This window comes from Paraburkholderia sp. BL10I2N1 (assembly GCF_004361815.1).
In the GTDB taxonomy this organism is placed as follows: Bacteria; Pseudomonadota; Gammaproteobacteria; order Burkholderiales; family Burkholderiaceae; genus Paraburkholderia.
The window spans coordinates 4,571,068-4,593,517 of the sequence record NZ_SNWA01000001.1 but is presented as its reverse complement, the minus strand read 5'-3'; the positions used below and the strand labels follow the sequence as shown (position 1 = coordinate 4,593,517).

The window sequence follows — 22,450 nt, the reverse complement described above, 5'->3', positions numbered from 1 at the left end:
TTACAATCGGGCTTTCGTCTTTGACCATCAGGCACGGCGTGCCTGTGAGCCTCTATGATAATCGTTCTGTCGCCGGCCAAATCCCTCGACTACGAAACACCCCCGCACGTCAAAAAGCATACGATCCCGGATTTTGTCGATGACGCGGCGGAACTGATCGGCGGCTTGCGGCGCCTGTCACCGCAGGAGATATCTACGCTGATGGACATTTCCGATCCGCTTGCGCGGCTCAACTTCCAGCGTTACGCAGACTGGTCTTCGAAGTTCGATACGAGCAACGCCAAGCAGGCGGTGCTTGCGTTCAACGGCGACGTATACGAAGGATTCGATGCAAAGTCGCTGTCAGCCGCCGATCTCGACTACGCGCAGAATCATGTCCGCGTGCTGTCGGGACTGTACGGGCTGCTGCGCCCGCTCGATCTGCTGCAGCCGTATCGCCTGGAGATGGGCACGCGCTTCGAGAACGCGCGCGGCAAGGATCTCTACGCGTTCTGGGGTGAGCGCATCACGCACGCGCTGAATTCGCAGTTGAAGAAGAACGCACAGGCGGCGCAGGTACTGGTCAACTGCGCGTCGAACGAGTACTTCAAGTCCGTCAAGCCGAAGCTGCTGGACGCGCCGGTGATCACGCCGGTCTTCGAGGACTGGAAGGGCGGCCGTTACAAGATCATCAGCTTTCACGCGAAGCGCGCGCGCGGCCTGATGGCACGCTACGCGGTGGAAAACCGTCTCCACGCGCCGGGAGCGCTGAAGGGTTTCGACGCCGAAGGCTACGCGTTCGATGCGGACGCCTCGAACGATTCCACCTACGTTTTTCGCCGCCGCGTCGCTGAATAAGCGGACGACGCGAGGCACACAGGCAGGGAATATCATCATGACGCTTTCGATCACCAGTAACTTCGATGCAGGCGCAATCGAAGTCCTGTCCTGCGCAGAGGCCAGCGACATCCGCCTGCGCGTGCGCCGCGACAGCCACGCCGAATTTGCGCAGTGGTTCTACTTCCGTCTGTCAGGCGCGGCTGGCGAGCGCTGCGTGATGACCTTTGAGAACGCCCACGAGTGCGCCTTCGCCGAGGGCTGGCACGGCTATCACGCGATGGCGAGCTACGACCGCGTGAACTGGTTCCGCGTGCCGACTTCTTACGATGGCCACGTGCTGACGATCGATCACACTCCAGACTTCGACCGCATCTACTACGCGTACTTCGAGCCCTACAGCGAAGAGCGCCACTCGGAATTTCTCGGCGCGGTCCAGCAGATGCCGCAGGCAACGCTGACGGAACTGGGGCGCACCGTTGAAGGCCGGCCGATGTCGCTGCTCACGCTTGGCGCCCCCGACATCGGCGAAGACGGAACGCCCACCCCAAAGAAGAAAATCTGGATCATTGCGCGCCAGCATCCAGGCGAGACGATGGCGGAGTGGTTTGTCGAGGGGCTGGTGAAGCGCCTCGCCGGTTGGGGCGACTGGGCGGGCGATCCGGTTGCACGCAAGCTCTACGAGCATGCCGTGTTTCATATTGTGCCGAACATGAATCCCGACGGCAGCGTGCATGGCAACCTGCGCACCAATGCAGCGGGCGCGAATCTGAACCGCGAGTGGATGGAACCGGACGCGGTGCGCAGTCCCGAAGTGCTGCTCGTGCGCGATGCGATTCACGCGATCGGTTGCGATCTGTTCTTCGACATTCACGGCGATGAAGTGTTGCCGTATGTGTTTGTCGCGGGCTCGGAGATGTTGCCGGGTTTCACGGAACGGCAGGCGCAGGAGCAGAAGGCCTTCATCGAGGCCTTCAGGCTGGCAAGTCCGGATTTCCAGGACAAGTACGGCTACGAGTCGGGCAAATACCGGCAGGACGCGTTGAAGCTTGCGTCGAAGTACGTGGGGAACGAGTTCGGTTGTCTTTCGCTCACGCTGGAGATGCCGTTCAAGGACAACGCGAATCTACCCGATGAGCGCGTGGGCTGGAATGGCGAGCGAAGCGCATCGCTGGGTGCGGCGATGCTCCAGGCGATCCTGCGACACGTCGAAGTCTTTGCGTAGCAGCGCGTAGCCGGATGCGGAAAAGCGGGGAGTGCGCTAGACGCGCACTCCCCGCTTTTTGTTTGCATACTGCAGCGGGTCATTGCGTATTCCCCACTGCGGCGCAAGAGACGGCTCTGTCAGTGCGACTTCTTCTGCGCGGCTGATTTCGACGAACTGGTATTGCGCGAAGGCTTGCTGCTCGATTTTGACGAGGTCGACTTTTTCGACGCTTTGCCGCCCGCCCCATGCTTGCCCTTGGCGCCTTTCTTCTTGCTCGACGACGCGCCGCTATGCGCCTTTGCGGGCGGCACCGGATCGTTCCAGCTAAAGGCAAGCATCTGGCTACCGACATAGCCGCAGCGGAATTTCAGATCCATTGGCGAGCCATTGCCGCTCTGCGGTACGCCGAGACCTTCGACGGTGACAATGTTGTCGACCTTGACGCGCTGCTTGCCTTCGTTAAACGAATCGTTCCATGGCGTGATGGAAGCGTGTGCGCTGTCGAAAGAGCTGGGAGGGAATTCGACGTGATCGAATGCGGTTGAGGTACTCGCCACGAAGTTGGCATGCGCGGCGCAGTCCGCAACCAGCGGATCGGCGTGCATTTCAGTGATGAATTTACTGGCGAGTTCGTTGTGCTGTTCGAGTTGATCGGCGAACGCCGGAGCAATGCACACGAGCGAGATACTCGCGGCAATTGCCCCTAGCCGGCCGACCAACCGCAGCAATCGGCGGGGTGCGTTGGTGCGATCCATCTATCAAAGTGTTTAGTGAGACATCAGGCACGTAAGATGCCCGATGACGAGAAGTAGTTCAATCCTGACACACATTTTCTGAGGCGTCCTGGTGGGCGAGCTCGACAGACGCGGCGTGCCGGAAATGATTCTCCAAATTGTGCTGGCGCAGCACGCTGCATTGCGTTGAGCCAGGCACACGCTGCATCGATAAAAAGCTTGTGCGGGATAGTCCCAGGTTTCACGACGCCATCTAAACAGCGTAATGACGGGTGTCGCGGATTCTCAGATTCGCGGGCCGCCGAGCCGATAGCGCCGCACGTCGTATGTGGTCACCCAGGCCGGCCGGTAAACGGCAATCAATGCCGTCGACATGCCGGTAAACCACGCTTCGCCGGAGGCCAGAAGGAAGATGCTGAAGGCGTAGGCCACGGGCACCACTGTCATCGATCCGCCCGTCAGGGCAACGTGCGAGGCGACCGCCGCCAAAGCTGTTACCGTCACCGCAATAGCCGGGGACAGGAAACCCTGGCCGACAATGAAGACGAACAGATTGTGTGGCAACCATTTGATGATCGCCCGTTGCAGAAGCGTCGATACAGCCACCGGCAATGCGCCAAAAATCAGGAAAGTGAGTGCGATACCTTGCCAGGGTGCATCGAAGATCACGGCGGCCATGCCCGTGACCGCTGCCATTGCGATCAGCGCGAGCGCCCAGTCGAAGAGCGTCACTACAAGCGTCGCGCCAAGCAGGTGCATGACGGTGCCGTCCTCGAGCCATGCATTACTCGCCCACAGCACTGACATCGCGACGATAAGCGAGAGCCAGACGTGCTGCAGCGTGGCATCCTGAAGACGTTTGAAAGGGTTCTTCCACAGCGCGAGCGCAAGCAGCATCGCAGTGGCGATCCAGCCACCGACAGCGACCCAGAGCGGAAGCGGTGTGTAGAGGAAACCCATGTACTCATATTACTCGTTGGACAGAAAAAGGTGTGAGCGGAATCCGTGCCAGCCGTGCTCGAGATTCGCTGGCAAGTGCTGTGGACGGTCATTGCGCCGACCAGGGAGGTGGTTCGCCGAACGGTGTCGTGGGTTCCGCCGCGGTAGCGACGGCGCCGCCGGCGTCGTTTGCCGGCAACGGATATTTGAAGCGGCGATTCGCGCGGAGGCGTAGTGGAACAGCGCCAGTCTGACCGAGTGCAGGTCGCGGCGTGCATTCTTCGCCAGAGCGCAACACTTCGAGTTGGGAGGCGAGCCAGCCGTTGTAGATCGCAACCGCAGCAGCGCGGTTTGGTGCGCCGAGCTGCTGGAAAATACTGGCGAGATGAATTTTGACCGTGCCTTCGCTGATGCCGAGAGTGCGGGCAATCATCTTGTTGGTGCTACCCATATGCACGCAGCGCATGATCTGCTCCTGCCGCGGCGACAACCCACCTGTGAGCCTTGTCCGCCGTGGTGGCTTCTGATTGCCGGTATTGGGTCTGCGGGCGGGGACGCCGGGCGCAGGCGGCGACTCGAGCGCCAGCGCGCCCGCCGGCACATAGTGACTGCCTAGCAGAGCCATTTCGAACGCCCGGACGATCACGTCAGGATTGGTTCCACGCGGAATCACGCCGAGCACGCCTTCGTCGATCAGGCCGCGCACCGTGGCGGGCGATGCGTCGTCTGTGAGTACCGCGACGGGTAACGCGGGATGCGCCGCGAACAACGCGCGGGCGTCGCTGATGCGCATCCAGTCTTCCCAGTCGATCACGAGCAGATCGGGTCTGAGCCGGCGTAATGTCCGGTCTGCCTGACGCCAGTCCTGCGCTTCGCTGAAACGCGCCTGGCGATCGATCTGTCGTAACAGAGCCTTGAGTCCTTCGCGCCTTTCGGCTTCCGAGTTGAGAACCGAGAATCGCATGCCTTGCCTCCTGATGAGTCGGTCGGGATGACGCGATGTGAAGGAGCCGGGCAGTGCCGGACGCCTCGTGATGCGTCACCGGCCCAATGATGACAAATTCCTGGGCGCAGGACTGCCTGTCCGAAAGGCATAGGGAGAGCACTAAGAAAAAAGCCCCGCAGGTGGCGGGGCTGTCAGAATCTGGCGGCGTGTTTGTCAGTGAAAATGAGGTTGCGCTGGTTCTGCGTCTTCCGGCATTTCGGCATGCACGATTTCACCAAGCGGATCCGCGTAGAGCGGTACGCCGCAGTCGTCACAATATTCGGGTTCGAAGCGGCCCGCGTGGCGGCGGACTTCGGTGACGCCGGTTTCCTTCAGCAGCGCGACGATTTCTTCGAGCGGGCCGTCGGCAGGGGACGTTTCCTGCGGTTCCTCGTCGATACCGGGTTCGCCGTTTTCGCGTCCGTAGAGCGGCCAAACGACACCATAGATCACCTCATTGCTGCCGCGACGCGTAAAGCCGATGCGATATTCGTCGATGTGCCTTTCGCCGAATCCTGCGACCACAGCGCGCAATTCCTGTGGCGCAGCGCCGATCGTGTCGAACAGATAGCGCACGGCCGTCCGGACGGTATGCGGGCGCACGCGTTCATCGGCGTCGCGGCACGCGGAGTAGTAGGCGTCGGGGAGCAGACATTCGAACTCGCAACCCGGGAGTACCACCGACAGATTGGCGCCGCCCTGCGTCGCCCACTGTTCGAGGCACTGGCCGCGTTCGATGCGGCTACCGTGTTCCTCTTCCTGCCAGCGGAAGACGGGGGCGCCGACCGGTGCCGCGACGACAGCGAGCAGAAAGCGCGGGTCGGCCAGGATCGGCGACGTTTCCGGCAGTTCGCCGAAGTTGATCTTCGCGCTGTGGCCGCCGACTGCTGTTTGCGCAAGTTGCTGTGCAACCCGCCACGTTTCGACGTGGTGGCGCGGCAACTGGTCGATGCTGTAGAGGAACGGCGCCATGGCGACGCGCGTGTCCGCTGCCAGCACATGTGCCTGCAGGTGGGCGCGGAGTGCATCGGCCGCGTCGCCCTTGAGCGGGCCGGACGGAATCGCGTAGCGGGTCCAGGCGAGCACCGGGGCAGCGATCAACAGGGCCTCGTGGAGTACGCCGTTGTAGTCGATCTGGAACGATTCGCTGTGCGTTTCGGCCATGTCTGCGAGGGCGCCGTACGCGTCCGGGTGATTCTGTTGCAGATGATCGAGAGCAGCATCCAGCGTGGTCTGGTTGCCATTGCGGACGATTTTCGCCAGCAGCGCGTCGAGTTTCGCTTCCCAGAAGCGATCTTCGGTGCGGCTGCCCGACGCGAAGAGCGCGAGCGAGAGACCGACAAGCTTGTCGGCGTCAGGAGGGAGACGTTTGGCGATTCGCGAGCGCATAAATCCAGAGTTTTGGGTGCACAGAACCGTATATTCTAGTCTTTTCTGTGCCTTTATATCTTTTGAAGGGGCAAGCCGGACGGCATAGGCTGCTCGCCCTGGAAGACCGGGTGTTCGAAGTTGCCCGGATGGCATTGTTGCTGCGTCGCCTCGAACTGTCGTTTCATGCGCGGCACCCAGGGTTCCTATACTTCCAGCGATGGGCGCCGCCCGGGCCGGGTGTGTGCGCCTTTGTGGCCGCAGTCTGGCATAACCGGGGGCTCACAATGAAGCTGGACCAACTGATCGAGCGGCTTGCCGCTGTGTTCGCGCTGCTCATACTCGTGGGTGGTTCGCTGCTGGTGTTGGCGCCGTTTACGACGGCATTGTTGTGGGGCGCGATTCTGAGCTACAGCTCGTGGGGGCTGTACCGGAAGCTGGCAGCGGCGCTGGGCGGCCGACGCAAGTGGGCGGCCACCCTGATCGTGTTCATCATCCTGATCGTATTGCTTGGACCGTTCGTTTATGCCGGATTCGCGTTCGGTGCGCACGTGCAAGACATCGTGGCGCTGGTGGAGAAGCTTTTCGATTCGGGCCTGCCGGACTTGCCGGCATGGGTGGCGCAGATACCGCTCGTCGGTTCGAATATCGAGTCGTTCTGGGAGCGCGTGACCAGCAGCGATTCTGAAATGCTCGCGCAGGTGCGGACGCTGGCCGCGCCTGCCGGCAAGTGGATCCTTGCAGCGGCCGTTGTAGTGACGCACGGGGTCGGACTGCTTGCGCTCAGTATTATCCTCGCGTTTTTCTTCTACACCGGCGGCGAGGGCGCGGCGGCGTGGCTGACCGCCGGGATGCGACGAATTGCCGGCGAGCGTGCCGATTATCTGCTGGCGCTCGCTGGCAATACGGTAAAGGGTGTCGTGTATGGCATTCTCGGGACGGCGCTCGTGCAGGGCATTCTGGCCGGCTTCGGATGCTGGATCGCGGGTGTCCCGGCGCCGGCGCTGCTCGGTCTCGCGACTTTCTTTCTGTCTGTGGTGCCGGGCGGCCCGGTGATCGTCTGGCTGCCCGCGGCGATCTGGCTTTATCACGGGGGCGAGACGGGCTGGGCAATCTTCCTTGTGGTGTGGGGTGTGGTGGCAGTAGGCATGTCGGATAACGTGATCAAGCCGATCCTCATCGGCAAGAGTAGCGACATGCCGTTGATTCTCGTCATGCTCGGCATCCTTGGCGGCGCGTTCGCGTTTGGCTTCCTTGGTGTTTTTATCGGGCCGACGCTGCTAGCCGTGGCCTATACCGTATTGCATGACTGGACGATCGGCTCGCCTGCGGCCAGTGCACTGGCTTCCGGAATGAAACCGGAATCTGGATCGACTGAGGAGTCGCGGCGCGTCGAAAAAGCACCCTGAAAAAAATAATTCAGCCTAGTGCTTGCAAGGGTGCGGGAGGCTGGCTAGAATTCCGGTCTTTCGTGCTTTCGGAAGAAGGCGCGGGGAAGCGGGAAGCCAGGGTTGGCAAGGCTTTGCGAGGTGGTTGGCGGGCTGGGGTGGTTAAAGAAACCTGTTGACGACATAGCGGAAGTTCTTCATAATCTCGTTTCTCTGCTGCTGATGCAGCGACGCAGGGCGAGGCGGTACCGGAGGGTGGTCTGACCGGTGCGGCGCGCGACGCGGATCGATCTTTAAAAACTAACAGCCGATAAGTGTGGGCGCTTGATGGCGACGCGCTGGCGGGTCCTTCGGGGCCGGTCAGGACAGGCGAAGGTATCAAGTCTCACACAGTAATGAAAGGAAGGTTTGGCCGTCGCGAGACGGCTGGATCATTCGTCAGTACGTTGAGTGAGCGACCGGTTGGTAAAACAACCGAAAAACAGTAACAGGTTTGAACTGAAGAGTTTGATCCTGGCTCAGATTGAACGCTGGCGGCATGCCTTACACATGCAAGTCGAACGGCAGCACGGGGGCAACCCTGGTGGCGAGTGGCGAACGGGTGAGTAATACATCGGAACGTGTCCTGGAGTGGGGGATAGCCCGGCGAAAGCCGGATTAATACCGCATACGCTCTGAGGAGGAAAGCGGGGGATCGCAAGACCTCGCGCTCAAGGGGCGGCCGATGGCAGATTAGCTGGTTGGTGGGGTAAAGGCCTACCAAGGCGACGATCTGTAGCTGGTCTGAGAGGACGACCAGCCACACTGGGACTGAGACACGGCCCAGACTCCTACGGGAGGCAGCAGTGGGGAATTTTGGACAATGGGGGCAACCCTGATCCAGCAATGCCGCGTGTGTGAAGAAGGCCTTCGGGTTGTAAAGCACTTTTGTCCGGAAAGAAAACCTCAGCCCTAATACGGCGGGGGGATGACGGTACCGGAAGAATAAGCACCGGCTAACTACGTGCCAGCAGCCGCGGTAATACGTAGGGTGCGAGCGTTAATCGGAATTACTGGGCGTAAAGCGTGCGCAGGCGGTTCGTTAAGACAGATGTGAAATCCCCGGGCTTAACCTGGGAACTGCATTTGTGACTGGCGGGCTAGAGTATGGCAGAGGGGGGTAGAATTCCACGTGTAGCAGTGAAATGCGTAGAGATGTGGAGGAATACCGATGGCGAAGGCAGCCCCCTGGGCCAATACTGACGCTCATGCACGAAAGCGTGGGGAGCAAACAGGATTAGATACCCTGGTAGTCCACGCCCTAAACGATGTCAACTAGTTGTCGGGTCTTCATTGACTTGGTAACGTAGCTAACGCGTGAAGTTGACCGCCTGGGGAGTACGGTCGCAAGATTAAAACTCAAAGGAATTGACGGGGACCCGCACAAGCGGTGGATGATGTGGATTAATTCGATGCAACGCGAAAAACCTTACCTACCCTTGACATGGACGGAGCCTGGCTGAAAGGCCGGGGTGCTCGAAAGAGAACCGTCGCACAGGTGCTGCATGGCTGTCGTCAGCTCGTGTCGTGAGATGTTGGGTTAAGTCCCGCAACGAGCGCAACCCTTGTCCCTAGTTGCTACGCAAGAGCACTCTAGGGAGACTGCCGGTGACAAACCGGAGGAAGGTGGGGATGACGTCAAGTCCTCATGGCCCTTATGGGTAGGGCTTCACACGTCATACAATGGTCGGAACAGAGGGCTGCCAACCCGTGAGGGGGAGCCAATCCCAGAAAACCGATCGTAGTCCGGATCGCAGTCTGCAACTCGACTGCGTGAAGCTGGAATCGCTAGTAATCGCGGATCAGCATGCCGCGGTGAATACGTTCCCGGGTCTTGTACACACCGCCCGTCACACCATGGGAGTGGGTTTTACCAGAAGTGGCTAGTCTAACCGCAAGGAGGACGGTCACCACGGTAGGATTCATGACTGGGGTGAAGTCGTAACAAGGTAGCCGTATCGGAAGGTGCGGCTGGATCACCTCCTTTCTCGAGCCAACACGTGTTCAACGTTGAGCGCTCACGCTTATCGGCTGTGAAAAAGACAGACTCAGGGGTCTGTAGCTCAGTCGGTTAGAGCACCGTCTTGATAAGGCGGGGGTCGATGGTTCGAATCCATCCAGACCCACCATTGTCTGCGGTGGCTGATCGGTGCACCCCTGGGGTAGCGGATGCGCACAGCGGTGTGCGTGCATGACTGGGGGATTAGCTCAGCTGGGAGAGCACCTGCTTTGCAAGCAGGGGGTCGTCGGTTCGATCCCGTCATCCTCCACCAATCCTCAATGCGCAGTGTTCTGCCGGCGGTATGCGGTGCAGAGCGTTTTGCATTGGCGATTGAGCCAGTCAGAGTGATAGGTGATCGGTGATCATGCTATCGGCTGTCGTTCTTTAACAATCAGGAAGAAGTAGTAAAGAGATTCACGAAAGGGTGCCTCGAGATGGGTGTCCGAGTAGGTGAATCAGGGTTGTGATTGTATCGATGTATTTTAAAGGTGATCGAAAGATTGCTTTGGAATACGGCGCAACACGAATACTCAACCTGTAATGTGTGTGAGGACACGGTCCCCGTCGGGGCCCGGGAAGACACACTCGTTATAGGGTCAAGCGAACAAGTGCATGTGGTGGATGCCTTGGCGATCACAGGCGATGAAGGACGCGGTAGCCTGCGAAAAGCTTCGGGGAGCTGGCAAACGAGCTTTGATCCGAAGATGTCCGAATGGGGAAACCCACCTCTTTTGAGGTATCCATGGCTGAATACATAGGCCATGTGAAGCGAACGCGGTGAACTGAAACATCTAAGTAACCGCAGGAAAAGAAATCAACCGAGATTCCCAGAGTAGTGGCGAGCGAAATGGGAGCAGCCTGTACTCTTTATCTTTGTTGTTAGCCGAACGCTCTGGAAAGTGCGGCCATAGCAGGTGATAGCCCTGTAGGCGAAAACAGCGAGGAAGAACTGGGTGTACGAGAAGTAGGGCGGGACACGTGAAATCCTGTCTGAAGATGGGGGGACCATCCTCCAAGGCTAAATACTCGTGATCGACCGATAGTGAACCAGTACCGTGAGGGAAAGGCGAAAAGAACCCCGGGAGGGGAGTGAAACAGATCCTGAAACCGCATGCATACAAACAGTCGGAGCCCCGCTTTAAGCGCTTTGGGCGCGCTCACGAAGTGAGTGCGTCAAAAGACATCGAGTCTGAAACAGGACAGCTGCGCGCTTAGGGCGGATTTAAGCGCGAGAGCGCTTAAAGCGGGGTGACGGCGTACCTTTTGTATAATGGGTCAGCGACTTACATTCAGTGGCAAGCTTAACCGATTAGGGCAGGCGTAGCGAAAGCGAGTCCGAACAGGGCGTTCAGTCGCTGGGTGTAGACCCGAAACCAGGTGATCTATCCATGGCCAGGATGAAGGTGCGGTAACACGTACTGGAGGTCCGAACCCACTAACGTTGAAAAGTTAGGGGATGAGCTGTGGATAGGGGTGAAAGGCTAAACAAACCTGGAAATAGCTGGTTCTCTCCGAAAACTATTTAGGTAGTGCCTCGTGTATCACCTTCGGGGGTAGAGCACTGTCATGGTTGAAGGGTCCATTGCGGATTACTTCGCCATAGCAAACTCCGAATACCGAAGAGTGCAATCACGGGAGACAGACATCGGGTGCTAACGTCCGGTGTCAAGAGGGAAACAACCCAGACCGCCAGCTAAGGTCCCCAAATATTGCTAAGTGGGAAACGAAGTGGGAAGGCTAAAACAGTCAGGAGGTTGGCTTAGAAGCAGCCACCCTTTAAAGAAAGCGTAATAGCTCACTGATCGAGTCGTCCTGCGCGGAAGATGTAACGGGGCTAAGCAATATACCGAAGCTGCGGATGCACAGCAATGTGCATGGTAGGAGAGCGTTCCGTAAGCCTGCGAAGGTGCACTGGAAAGTGTGCTGGAGGTATCGGAAGTGCGAATGCTGACATGAGTAGCGATAAAGGGGGTGAAAGGCCCCCTCGCCGTAAGCCCAAGGTTTCCTACGCAACGTTCATCGGCGTAGGGTGAGTCGGCCCCTAAGGCGAGGCAGAAATGCGTAGCTGATGGGAAGCAGATTAATATTTCTGCACCATTGTGAAATGCGATGGGGGGACGGATCGCGGAAGGTTGTCCGGGTGTTGGAAGTCCCGGTTCCTGTGTTGGAGAAGGCGCTTTGGCAAATCCGGGCGCGTAATTCAAGGGCATGGGACGAGCCGCTTAGGCGGCGAAGCAACTGGAAGGGGTTCCAGGAAAAGCCTCTAAGCTTCAGTTTCACGATGACCGTACCGCAAACCGACACAGGTGGGCGAGATGAGTATTCTAAGGCGCTTGAGAGAACTCGGGAGAAGGAACTCGGCAAATTGGTACCGTAACTTCGGGATAAGGTACGCCCCGGTAGCTTGACTGGCCTGCGCCAGAAGGGTGAAGGGGTTGCAATAAACTGGTGGCTGCGACTGTTTAATAAAAACACAGCACTCTGCAAACACGAAAGTGGACGTATAGGGTGTGACGCCTGCCCGGTGCCGGAAGATTAAATGATGGGGTGCAAGCTCTTGATTGAAGTCCCGGTAAACGGCGGCCGTAACTATAACGGTCCTAAGGTAGCGAAATTCCTTGTCGGGTAAGTTCCGACCTGCACGAATGGCGTAACGATGGCCACACTGTCTCCTCCCGAGACTCAGCGAAGTTGAAGTGTTTGTGATGATGCAATCTCCCCGCGGCTAGACGGAAAGACCCCATGAACCTTTACTGCAGCTTTGCATTGGACTTTGAACCGGTCTGTGTAGGATAGGTGGGAGGCTATGAAGCGTGAACGCCAGTTTGCGTGGAGCCGTCCTTGAAATACCACCCTGGCTTGTTTGAGGTTCTAACCTTGGCCCGTGATCCGGGTCGGGGACAGTGCATGGTAGGCAGTTTGACTGGGGCGGTCTCCTCCCAAAGTGTAACGGAGGAGTACGAAGGTACGCTAGGTACGGTCGGAAATCGTGCTGATAGTGCAATGGCATAAGCGTGCTTAACTGCGAGACCGACAAGTCGAGCAGGTGCGAAAGCAGGTCATAGTGATCCGGTGGTTCTGTATGGAAGGGCCATCGCTCAACGGATAAAAGGTACTCTGGGGATAACAGGCTGATACCGCCCAAGAGTTCATATCGACGGCGGTGTTTGGCACCTCGATGTCGGCTCATCTCATCCTGGGGCTGTAGCCGGTCCCAAGGGTATGGCTGTTCGCCATTTAAAGAGGTACGTGAGCTGGGTTTAAAACGTCGTGAGACAGTTTGGTCCCTATCTGCCGTGGGCGCTGGATATTTGAAGGGGGCTGCTCCTAGTACGAGAGGACCGGAGTGGACGAACCTCTGGTGTACCGGTTGTCACGCCAGTGGCATCGCCGGGTAGCTATGTTCGGAAGAGATAACCGCTGAAAGCATCTAAGCGGGAAACTCGCCTTAAGATGAGATATCCCCGGGGCTTCGAGCCCCTTGAAGGGTCGTTCAAGACCAGGACGTTGATAGGTCAGGTGTGGAAGCGCAGTAATGCGTTAAGCTAACTGATACTAATTGCCCGTAAGGCTTGATCCTATAACCAGTGTGTTTTGTGTCGATCAATGTTAGCGCTTCAGCGCTTACAGTGATCCCACCCCCGAAGGGGGTAACGCGCTCAGGTTGAGACCGGTGTTGTGCCCGACACATCACAGCCCGCATCCCGCTGATGAGCCATCATCGGCAACTACTTCTTCCCGATTGGTTGTGCTGCCCCGGGCCCAGAACCCCCGCAGCGCGACAACAAGTCATGCCTGATGACCATAGCGTGTCGGTACCACCCCTTCCCATCCCGAACAGGACCGTGAAACGACTCCACGCCGATGATAGTGCGGATTGCCCGTGTGAAAGTAGGTAATCGTCAGGCTCCCCTGCAGCACCAGAAACCCCACCCCGAAAAGGTGGGGTTTCTGCGTTTACACACCCTGCCCGCAGCAGCAGTGCATACGGCACCATGCAGCGTCGCGGCCGCTGTATCGTAAGCGCCCGGCAATGGCACCCTGGGGAGTGCCTACAGCGATCAGGCGGTGATCGGCGCCCAGCGATGAGGCAGTAGCTGAGCGATGTGGTCGGCGCGATGCGTTGGCAAGCGATTCAGTACGTCTTTCAGGTAGACGTATGGATCATGGCCGTTGAGCTGCGCTGATCGAATCAGGCTCATAATCGCGGCTGCACGTTGGCCCGCACGCAAAGAGCCCGCGAAGAGCCAGTTCGCCCTTCCCAGGGCCCATGGACGAATCTGATTTTCCAGCCAGTTGTTGTCGATGGGCACATGCCCATCGACCAGGTAGCGTGTAAGCGCGTCCCATCGCTTGAGGCTGTAGTCGAGTGCCCTGGGATCGCCGATCCCTCGGAGACCAGTTTGCGCTGACCGGTCATCCAGGCATGCAATGCATCGGCAATGGGTCGCGCTCGCTCTTGGCGCTCGATACATCTTCGATCGGGCTTCAGGTCTGCAACGTCGCGCTCGACGTCGTATAGCGCGACGAAGTATTTCAGGGCCTGTTCCGCGATCTGGCTCTTGTGGTTGGCGTACAGTTCGAAGAACTTCCTCCTGGCATGTGCCGCGCAGCCGATTTCAGTGATGCCCAGCTCGAATCCGGCTTTATAGGCGCTGTAATCATCACACACCAGCTTGCCACGCCATTTGCCGAGGAACGTGCGAGCATGTTCGCCAGCACGGCTATCCGCGAATTCATAGACCACTGCGCGCACGTCGGCGAACTGCGTGGTGGCATACGCCCATACATAGGCGCGTTGCGTTTTTCCTTTACCGGGAACCAGCATTTGCACCGGCGTCTCATCGGCGTGCAGCACACCCTGTTGCAGAAGCTCGTCGCGCAGCGCGTCGACTAGCGGCTGCAACCGCACGCCGCAAACGCCAACCCACTCGCCAAGCGTTGATTGGGGAATTGCAAGACCCGCGCGTTCGAAGATGCGTTCCTGACGGTACAGCGGCAAGTGATCGCCGTATTTGGCGACCAGCACTTGCGCGAGCAAGCCGGCGGTAGGGATGCCCTTGTCGATCACATGAGGCGGAACAGGCGCCTGAATCAGCGTTTCGCACGCCTTGCAGGCCCACTTGCCGCGAATGTGCCGCTCGACCGTGAACACGCCCGGCGTATAGTCCAGCTTCTCGCTGACGTCCTCGCCGATACGCACTCGCTGGCAACCGCAGGAGCACGTCTTGTCGTCGGGTTCATGGTGGATGTCGGTGCGCGGCAAGTGCGGAGGCAGCGGTGTGCGCCTGGGCTTCTGTCGTTGCTTATCCGGTGGTGTATCCGGCTGCAACTGCTCAAGTTCGATTTCGAGTGCTGCCAGATCGGCATCGATCGCCTCATTGAGCAGACTCAGTTGCTCGGCGTTGAGCTGCTCGCTGCGCTTGCCGAAATGCAGACGCCTGAGCACGGCAATCTCGTGTGTGAGCTGGTCGATGCGCGTCTTACGGTAGCGCAGTTCCCGCTCGTTCTCGCCGACCTGAGCCATCAACTGCGCAGCCAGTGTGCGCAGTTCGTCGGGGCTCAGAGCGTCGAGGTTGGCGGGCAGGTTCATGGGGCCAGTCTGCCAGAACCCAACCCGCTGCGGCAAGCAAGCCAGTTTACGTCTTTGGGGGTATTACACGACCGTAATCGCGTGATCGTGTGTGAGCGTCTGCCACGGTAGTCCGGTCACGAGCGCTCGCAACTGCTCGGGATTGAGCGCGGTGGCGATCGCCTGGTCCCCATTCGTCCAGATGAACCGCCCCTTGTTCAGGCGACGCGCAGCCAACCAGATACCGAACCCGTCGTACACCAGTACCTTCATGCGCGTCGAATGCTTATTGGCGAACAGGTAGGCGTGGTGCGGACGTGCCGCGCCGAACACCTTGACCACACGCGCCAGGACCGTGTCGATGCCGGCGCGCATATCGATGGGCTCCGTCGCCAGCCAGATCGCCTCGATGCGGATCATCGCAGCCACCCTTGCAACCAGGCGGCGCAATCGGCTGCGGCACAAAGCGGCCAGCGCACCATGACGGTCGCCGCTCCCCGGCGCACCTCGATCTGAATCTCCGTCGAAGCGGGCACCGCGCCCGGCGCCTGCAGTTGCAGCGGAACGAACTCCGCCGGCGGCACGCTCATCGACTGGCGCGCCTCACGTGCGAGGTCCTGTTCCTCCTGTGCAGCCACCCATCGGCGCAACAAATTCGCATTCAACTGGTAATGCAGCGCGACCGCAGCGATTGACACATTCGGCTGCATCGCCGCACGAATCACCTTCTCCTTGAACTCCTTGCTGTGCCGACGGCGCCGCCTCGGCTGCACCACTTCAGAACCCACTTCATTTTCGTTCATAGCGTACACGTGTCCATTAAAAAAATAGGTGGACACGATCGTCGCTTTCATGACCCGCCGGTTCAAGGTGACATTGCCGGGCGCTTACGCTGTATCCGGCTCCGTTTGCTTCGAAAGCGGCTAGCCAACCCGTCTTGACGAGCGAGTTTAGGCGGCGGTCGAGAGAGGCTGCCAGCAATGCGGCAGTAGCGCGTCGATGTCGTTGGCCTTGTGCGTTGGCAAGCGTGTCAGGACGTCCTTCAGATAGGCGAGTGGATCGAGCCCATTCAATTGCGCCGAGCGGATCAAGCTCATGATGGCAACAGAGGTGGCGCCGAGAATTCGGACAGGTCGGTTGCGTTTCGTCATCTTCTGGTTCCTTGTTGCCGGTCACTATGACCGACTCACGCCCCGGTTCCTCCACTTACCGACCTGTCCGAATTCTCGGCGCCACCTCTTTAACGCGGGTTCCAGGGAGTCAGGCAATCCTGAAGCGTCCACTACGCCGTTTAGCCTTGCCAGGGAAACTTCGCCAGTACCTGCTGGATTGCGGCGTCGAACGGTGTCCGCCGACCGATGCCCAGCGCTTCGAGGCGCCCCGAGTCCAGATGGCAGTTGTGGGGACGTGGTGTAGCGTCAGCCGGAATATGTTGCGGCGTGAGTTGCGCATCGAATCGTAGTGCCTTGGTGAGGCGCTGCGCGATATCGTGCTTTGTCATGGGTTCGTCGCCGGACCATTGGACGATGCCGCTTACTGCTTCGCCACGCTCGTGACGTTCGAGCAATTGCCGGATGACCACCGCGACATCCGGCGTGAAGGTCGGGTAGCGGATTGCCCATGCGTCCATGACGGCCGGCTTCGCGGCCGGCGAACTTCGCACCGATGCGGCGATCGCCGGCACGAGACTCGTAACCGCTGACTCCGGCCAGTCGACGATCGGTCCATAAAGCAGCGGTAGACGCAGCACGCAGCCGATTTCCGCCGTTTCGAGCAGCGCCAGTTCGCCGTCGAGCTTGCTGCGGCCGTAGGCATTGAGCGGCGCGGGCGCATCGTCGGGCAGATAGGGCGGGTGGGCGCCGTCGAACACATAGTCGGTGGAGATCGACAGAACCCAGGCGCCGCGCCGGTTGGCCGCCGACGCCACGGACCGTACCGCGTCGACGTTCAGTGCACGGGCAAGCGGCAGATCGTGCTCGCAAACATCCGGGCGCCGCTCCGCTGCCGCAATGACGATAGCATCCGGCGCTTCGCGCGTGATAAATGCGTCGACTGCCTGCGCATCCCGCACGTCGAGGGTGGCCATGCGCGGACCGGCTCGACGGAAGGCCGTCGACCCGATCTGCCAGCTGGCTTGCTGCGTTAGTTCATTGACGATCGCGCGACCCAGCAACCCCGATGCTCCGATAACGGCAACCTTGAACATGCGGCTCACCTCAATTGCCGCTGGCAGGTGTGTCGACGACGGTATAGCCGGCCTCATCGATTGCTACCCGCAGGACATCGATGGGCTGGCTCGACTCGACTGAGACGCGGCCAGCTGCGAGATCGATCCGCACTTGCGCGGCACCGTCCTGCTCGCGGATCGCCCGCGTAACGGCTGCGACGCAATGCTGACAGTTCATGCCTTCAACCTGAAATTCGATCATCGGTATTTTTGCGGAGCTAGAGGGAATGGAACTGCACCAGTTGAATTATGCCTGTATGCCAGCACCTATCGGCTGACTGACCTTCCCATGATGGGAAGGTGTACGATCTGAACGCACTGCGGGAGAACGGACATGAACATTGGTGAAGCGGCCCGGGCGTCGGGCGTCACGGCGAAGATGATTCGCTATTACGAGAGCGTGGGTTTGCTCAAGGCGAAAGCGCGCACAACGGCCGGCTATCGTTTGTACGGCGCGGAGGAGGTGCATTCGCTGCGATTTATCCGCCAGGCAAGGCGACTGGGCTTTCTGGTCGAGGATATTCGCCGTCTGCTGGCTCTCTGGCATGACCGCTCACGCGCAAGCGCCGAGGTAAAGTCGATCGCGCTCGAGCATGTCGCGGAGCTCGACCGGCGAATTGTCGAACTCACCGAAATGCGCGATACGCTGGCTTATCTCGCTGCCCATTGTCACGGCGACGCACGTCCAGAATGCCCGATTATCGAGCAGCTCGCCGATTCCGAGCCGTCATCCGAGGCTCATTGCCACGCTACATAAGGCTAAGGTGCAACCAATTTACCGTTATTGTTGCAACCCAGATCGTTTCATGCACAACCATGGTGCGAAATCGCACCAGAGATCTGGGTTTTGCTGAAAAGTAGAGATGGTACTCCCGTAAAATCAGTGACTTAAGACGCGGTGCATCGTGCACCATTCCAAAACGGAATGCTCGTCATTCGGGCATTTCACTAGCCAGGTTGTACCGAAGGGATATAATCAGGGTTAACCCTTTTAAGGGATATCCCTGATGTGCAATCCACCGGGGATTCACTTCTGATCCTTGGAGAACATCATGTTTGCATACGTCATTGAAAAGTTGAGCAACTGGTTTGAAACTGCTGAACGCGACCGTCGTGAGGCTTACCTTGCTGCGTCGTCGGATATCGTTCAACTCGAGCAGCGCATTCGCTCGCTCGAAACGAACGGTTACTCGCTGTAAGTCAGTCTGACCGGCGGCGGACGCGCCGCGTAGCTGGAGCTGTAAAGTGGAAAGCCCCGTAGCGTCGGGGCTTTGTTACAGCTGGAGCCAGGAGTAAGGCCGCCCTCTCACGATCGACTAGCCGGAACGCTGCTGTCGCGGTAAGGTAAAGCGTTTTCTGTGCGCATTGACGGGATTCATGCGCTTTCGAAACCAACCTCATACGCCTATGCTTCCAGTCCGCTCGATTCGTTTCACGCGCGGCAACATTGCCGCGGCGCTACTGACAACTGCTTTCCTGTTGCCGACTGCAAATGCCGCCTCGGGCGGGCAGCCGTTGATCCTCGACACGCAGCGCGGCATCAGCGACGGCCAGAGCGGGACGATCCTGCAGACTGCGCCTCTGTCGCACGCCCGGATTGTTCAGGCACAGCCGATCGCTTCGCCGACTGAACTCTCGACGGACTCGTCGGTGCCGATCATTGTCGCGCCATATGTCAATTTGCCGGTCGGCGCAGGCGGTAGGCAGCGTCCTCAACCGAGCCCAAGCCCGCTCCCTCGCACGACTCTGCCGTCAGTGCCGCCCTCAGCCCCGCAGTAACGAGCGCTGCTCCCGATCCTAAGGCAAGCGTGGGCGAGTAAGCGCCATTGGGGTTTCGGCGCATGGCGCAAGAGAGGCCGCGCAACGACAATCGTTGCGCGGCCTCTCTTGCGTTTCGTCCTGCCGCTCGAATAATTCCAATCAGGAGACAACGAATGCCTCACCACTGGATGCGGCACGCTGCCTGCGCGTGCATTGTGCTGCTCGCGCTAGCCACGCTGCCTGCTACTGCAAAAGACGCACCCGAAAAGTCCACGCTCACGATGGCAGTCGGCGGCTTGCCGGGACTTTACTACCTGCCGGTTCTCGCCGCGCAACAGCTTGGTTATTTCAAGGACGAGGGGCTCGACGTCACGCTCGAAGATTTCGCGGGCGGTTCGAAAGCGCTGGAGGCCGTCGTGGGCGGCAGCGCGGATGTCGGCGCGGGCGCTTATGAGCACACCTTGTTCATGCAGGCGAAAGGCCAGCGGTATCGCGCGTTCGTGTTGATGGGGCGCGCGCCGCAGATCGTTGTCGCGGTGACGAAGGGAAAAGCAGGGTCGATCAAATCGTTGGCTGATTTCAAGGGGGCAAAAGTCGGGGTTAGCGCGCCCGGGTCGTCAACCGATCTGGTGTTGACCGTCGCATTGCGCAAGGCCGGCGTGCAGCGCAGCGATATCTCCGCGATCGGGGTCGGCAGCGGCGCGACGGTACTGTCCGCCGTGAGCAATGGCCAGATCGATGCACTGTCGAACGTCGATCCGATGATGACAAAGTTGCAGCGAGCCGGCGAAATCAAGGTGCTCGTCGACACGCGCACGGTGAAGGGCACGCAGGAAGTGTTCGGCGGGACGATGCCGGCGGCAACGCTTTACGCGTCAGAGGCATTCATCCAGAAGAATCCCAGGACGACGCAGGCGTTGGCCAACGCGATTGTCCGTGCGGACCGTTGGTTGCAGACGGTAAGCGATGCCGACCTCGTGAAGATGGTCCCTAAGGCGTATCTGCTCAACGATCAGGCACTCTACGTCGAAGCCTTTCACAACGTTCGAGATGCCTATTCGCCTGATGGCCTGATGCCCAGCGATGGTCCGGCTACTGCGTTGCGTGCGCTTTCATCGTTCGATACGCGGCTCGATGCGGGCAAGATCGATTTGAACGCCACTTATACCAATGACTTTGCCCGCAAGGCCGATGCGCAGGCGAAGTAAGCGGCAACGGAGGGGCGCGGTCCGCTGCGCGCCGTCTTCGATTCAATCAATCGCCACGATACTCAATCTTGAATTGCGCGGCTTTATCCTGACCGAGCGTGTCGACGAGCCAGGGCAGCGTTTCCTTCATCAGTTTCGGCAGCGTGTAAGGCGGGTTCAGGATAAACATGCCGCTGCCGTAAAGCCCGAAACCATCCGTAGGCGGAGCACTGATGGTCAGCGACACATGCAGCCAGTTCGTGTCCTGCAGGCGTTTGAGCTGTTCGGGAAAGCGCTGGGATTCGGGGCGCGCGACCTGCGGATACCACACAGCGTACGTGCCGTTGGCGAAGCGCGTCAGGCTTTCTTCCACACAGGCGAGCGTACGGGCGTAGTCGCGCTTGTCTTCGTACGACGGATCGACCAGCACCAGTGCGCGGCGCGGCGGTGGAGGCAGCAACGCCTTTATGCCATCGAAGCCATCGCCAGCGTATAGCATCGCGCGCCGTCCTGCGTCGCGGAAATTGTGACGCAGCACGTCGATTTCGGTGCTGTGCAGTTCGAAGAGGCGCATGCGATCCTGCTCGCGCATCAGCCGCCATGCGAGGTAGGGTGAACCTGGGTAGTAACGCAGATCGCCATCTGCATTCAACGCCGATACTTCATCGACGTAGTCGGCGAGCATCGGCGGAAGATCGCTCCTGTTCCATAGTTTCGCGATGCCAGTTTCGAACTCGGCGGTTTTGGTCGCATAGCCCTCCGTCAGTGAGTAGACACCGGCACCGGCATGCGTGTCGATGTACCAGTAGGCCTTGTCTTTCTGCCCGAGATAGCGCAGCAACTGGATAACGACCGCGTGTTTCAGAACGTCGGCGTGATTGCCTGCATGAAAGGCGTGGCGGTAACTGAGCATGATGAAGCCAGGCTGAAAAGGGGAGAGATATTGCGGTTGCTTAAAGGTCGTTGAGAAACGACACATTCGAGGTGCGTGCCTTACAGCGCCGCGCGCCGTGAAGCTGCAAGCGGGTCGCGTATTGTACGCGACGCGGCGCTGCAGCCCATGGTGCCGCGTCGCGCGTGCGATACGTTATCTCGCGGTGCGGCTGCCACAGTCGCAACTGGCGCACGCGTCGATACGCACGCGTTACTCGTGAGTGTCGCCGACGATCTCTTCGATCTTCTGCTTTACCTCTGGCGTGATTTTCTCCGCGAACTCCTGAGCCTTCATGTTTTCGGCGATCTGTTCGACGCGCGATGCGCCGGTGATAACCGTGCTTACGTGAGGATTCTTCAGAATCCACGCGATGGCCAGCTGACCGACTGTGCAACCGAGTTCGTCCGCCACATCGCCGAGCCTGCCGACAACGTTGTTCTTGCCGGTATCTGTCAACTGCTTGCGCAGCCAGTCGTAGCCTTGCAGTTGCGCGCGGCTGTCGGCCGGTACGCCGTCACGGTACTTGCCCGTCAGCAAGCCCGAGGCAAGCGGGCTCCACGTCGTCAGGCCGAGACCGATGTCTTCGTATAGCCGCCGATATTCTTCCTCCACGCGTTTGCGATGGAACAGGTTGTACTGCGGCTGCTCCATGACCGGCTTGTGCAGGTGATGGCGTTCCGCGATTTCATATGCGGCACGGATTTCGTCGGCGCTCCACTCGGACGTGCCCCAGTACAGCGCCTTGCCGCGCGCAATCATGTCGCTCATCGCCCAGACCGTTTCCTCGACACGCGTGTTCGGATCTGGACGATGACAGAACACCAGATCCACGTAGTCGAGCTGCAGGCGGCGCAGCGACGCGTCCATGGCGTTCAGCAGATACTTCCGGTTCAGCGTGTGGTACTGGTTCGGCGCTTCGTGCAGGCCCCAGAAGAACTTGGTTGAGACGACGTAACTGACCCGCGGCCATGCCAGTTCCTTCAGCGCGTGGCCCATGATTTCCTCCGACTTGCCGCCAGCGTAGACCTCGGCGTTGTCGAAAAAGTTGACTCCCTCGTCTCGCGCGGCCGCCAGCGATTCTCGTGCGGCGCGGCGGTCGACCTGATTGCCGTATGTCACCCACGAGCCGATAGACAGTTCGCTGACCTGCAGCCCGGAACGTCCGAGTCGTCGATAGTTCATGCATTTCTCCTTCGAGAGTGGTCCAGCCGGAGCTACACAGCTTAAACCGAACCGGAATTGTGCGTGAAGTCATGTGGTCATGCACAATAGCGAAGTCGGCCGCAGTGCA

General features: G+C 59.4%; 17 protein-coding genes, 2 tRNA genes, 3 rRNA genes and 2 pseudogenes. 12 read left to right on the top strand and 12 right to left on the bottom strand.

Annotated elements, in window-relative coordinates:
• Window positions 1-54: 54 nt before the first annotated feature.
• Entirely contained in the window at window positions 55-837 is a 783-nt protein-coding gene (gene yaaA, locus B0G77_RS21400; protein WP_133663895.1) for a peroxide stress protein YaaA, read from the top strand.
• Between the two features lie 37 nt (window positions 838-874).
• Entirely contained in the window at window positions 875-2,041 is a 1,167-nt protein-coding gene (locus B0G77_RS21395; RefSeq protein ID WP_133663894.1) for a M14-type cytosolic carboxypeptidase, read from the top strand.
• Between the two features lie 119 nt (window positions 2,042-2,160).
• Here B0G77_RS21395 and B0G77_RS21390 read toward each other — a convergent pair whose 3' ends face one another.
• The 4 genes from B0G77_RS21390 to B0G77_RS21375 all read right to left on the bottom strand — a co-directional run bounded on the left by B0G77_RS21390 (window position 2,161) and on the right by B0G77_RS21375 (window position 6,070).
• The gene (locus tag B0G77_RS21390; RefSeq protein WP_133663893.1) at window positions 2,161-2,778 is read right to left on the bottom strand and encodes a hypothetical protein; all 618 of its coding nucleotides are present in this window, start codon (window positions 2,776-2,778) and stop codon (window positions 2,161-2,163) included.
• Between the two features lie 264 nt (window positions 2,779-3,042).
• The gene (locus tag B0G77_RS21385) at window positions 3,043-3,717 is read right to left on the bottom strand and encodes an energy-coupling factor ABC transporter permease (protein ID WP_133663892.1); all 675 of its coding nucleotides are present in this window, start codon (window positions 3,715-3,717) and stop codon (window positions 3,043-3,045) included.
• An 88-nt stretch (window positions 3,718-3,805) separates the two neighbouring features.
• The gene (locus B0G77_RS21380; protein WP_133663891.1) at window positions 3,806-4,660 is read right to left on the bottom strand and encodes a response regulator transcription factor; all 855 of its coding nucleotides are present in this window, start codon (window positions 4,658-4,660) and stop codon (window positions 3,806-3,808) included.
• Window positions 4,661-4,855: 195 nt separating this feature from the next.
• Window positions 4,856-6,070 (bottom strand): DUF2863 family protein, encoded by a 1,215-nt coding sequence (locus tag B0G77_RS21375; RefSeq protein ID WP_133663890.1) that lies wholly within the window; start codon window positions 6,068-6,070, stop codon window positions 4,856-4,858.
• A 266-nt stretch (window positions 6,071-6,336) separates the two neighbouring features.
• Between B0G77_RS21375 and B0G77_RS21370 the strand changes: the two genes are divergently transcribed.
• From B0G77_RS21370 to rrf, 6 genes are all read left to right on the top strand, one after another.
• A complete protein-coding gene (locus B0G77_RS21370) occupies window positions 6,337-7,458 on the top strand; it encodes an AI-2E family transporter (protein ID WP_133663889.1) in 1,122 nt (373 codons plus the stop codon).
• 474 nt (window positions 7,459-7,932) lie between these two features.
• Window positions 7,933-9,463, top strand: a 16S ribosomal RNA gene (locus B0G77_RS21365).
• A 65-nt stretch (window positions 9,464-9,528) separates the two neighbouring features.
• Window positions 9,529-9,605 (top strand) — tRNA-Ile (locus tag B0G77_RS21360).
• Between the two features lie 68 nt (window positions 9,606-9,673).
• Window positions 9,674-9,749: transfer RNA gene (locus B0G77_RS21355), tRNA-Ala, on the top strand.
• Window positions 9,750-10,072: 323 nt separating this feature from the next.
• A 23S ribosomal RNA gene (locus B0G77_RS21350) occupies window positions 10,073-13,058 on the top strand.
• A 214-nt stretch (window positions 13,059-13,272) separates the two neighbouring features.
• Window positions 13,273-13,386, top strand: a 5S ribosomal RNA gene (rrf, locus tag B0G77_RS21345).
• Together the 16S, 23S and 5S rRNA genes with 2 tRNA genes alongside form the textbook arrangement of a ribosomal RNA operon.
• Window positions 13,387-13,539: 153 nt before the next feature.
• On the opposite strand, the pseudogene B0G77_RS21340 reads toward rrf, so the two are convergent.
• The 6 genes and pseudogenes from B0G77_RS21340 to B0G77_RS21315 form a co-directional block, all read right to left on the bottom strand.
• Window positions 13,540-15,071 (bottom strand): annotated as a pseudogene (locus tag B0G77_RS21340) (IS66 family transposase).
• A gap of 63 nt (window positions 15,072-15,134) precedes the next feature.
• Window positions 15,135-15,470, bottom strand: a complete 336-nt coding sequence (gene tnpB / locus B0G77_RS21335; RefSeq protein ID WP_133662130.1) for an IS66 family insertion sequence element accessory protein TnpB — start codon at window positions 15,468-15,470, stop codon at window positions 15,135-15,137.
• Window positions 15,467-15,853, bottom strand: coding sequence for a transposase (locus B0G77_RS21330; RefSeq protein WP_243750967.1), 387 nt, complete (start codon window positions 15,851-15,853; stop codon window positions 15,467-15,469). The genes tnpB and B0G77_RS21330 overlap by 4 nt, the downstream gene beginning before the upstream one ends.
• 147 nt (window positions 15,854-16,000) lie before the next feature.
• Window positions 16,001-16,153: pseudogene (locus B0G77_RS21325) on the bottom strand (transposase domain-containing protein); the annotation flags it as partial.
• A gap of 188 nt (window positions 16,154-16,341) precedes the next feature.
• Window positions 16,342-17,256, bottom strand: coding sequence for an SDR family oxidoreductase (locus B0G77_RS21320; RefSeq protein ID WP_133663888.1), 915 nt, complete (start codon window positions 17,254-17,256; stop codon window positions 16,342-16,344).
• A gap of 10 nt (window positions 17,257-17,266) precedes the next feature.
• Window positions 17,267-17,479 (bottom strand): heavy-metal-associated domain-containing protein, encoded by a 213-nt coding sequence (locus tag B0G77_RS21315; RefSeq protein ID WP_133663887.1) that lies wholly within the window; start codon window positions 17,477-17,479, stop codon window positions 17,267-17,269.
• Between the two features lie 132 nt (window positions 17,480-17,611).
• On the opposite strand from B0G77_RS21315, the gene cueR reads away from it, so the two are divergent.
• The 4 genes from cueR to B0G77_RS21295 all read left to right on the top strand — a co-directional run bounded on the left by cueR (window position 17,612) and on the right by B0G77_RS21295 (window position 20,246).
• A complete protein-coding gene (gene cueR, locus B0G77_RS21310; protein WP_133663886.1) occupies window positions 17,612-18,034 on the top strand; it encodes a Cu(I)-responsive transcriptional regulator in 423 nt (140 codons plus the stop codon).
• Between the two features lie 295 nt (window positions 18,035-18,329).
• Entirely contained in the window at window positions 18,330-18,476 is a 147-nt protein-coding gene (locus tag B0G77_RS21305; protein WP_133663885.1) for a DUF3563 family protein, read from the top strand.
• Window positions 18,477-18,684: 208 nt separating this feature from the next.
• Window positions 18,685-19,056: a hypothetical protein gene (locus tag B0G77_RS21300; RefSeq protein ID WP_133663884.1), complete on the top strand. Its 372-nt coding sequence runs from the start codon at window positions 18,685-18,687 to the stop codon at window positions 19,054-19,056.
• 155 nt (window positions 19,057-19,211) lie between these two features.
• Window positions 19,212-20,246 carry an ABC transporter substrate-binding protein gene (locus B0G77_RS21295; protein WP_133663883.1) on the top strand — a complete coding sequence of 345 codons (1,035 nt, stop codon included), beginning with the start codon at window positions 19,212-19,214 and terminating at the stop codon, window positions 20,244-20,246.
• A gap of 46 nt (window positions 20,247-20,292) precedes the next feature.
• On the opposite strand, the gene rlmJ is transcribed toward B0G77_RS21295, so the two are convergent.
• Together rlmJ and B0G77_RS21285 are read right to left on the bottom strand one after the other, a co-directional pair.
• Window positions 20,293-21,138, bottom strand: a complete 846-nt coding sequence (rlmJ, locus tag B0G77_RS21290) for a 23S rRNA (adenine(2030)-N(6))-methyltransferase RlmJ (protein WP_133663882.1) — start codon at window positions 21,136-21,138, stop codon at window positions 20,293-20,295.
• Window positions 21,139-21,369: 231 nt separating this feature from the next.
• Complete coding sequence (locus B0G77_RS21285) at window positions 21,370-22,341, bottom strand: aldo/keto reductase (RefSeq protein ID WP_133663881.1); 972 nt, start codon at window positions 22,339-22,341, stop codon at window positions 21,370-21,372.
• Window positions 22,342-22,450 lie beyond the last annotated feature (109 nt).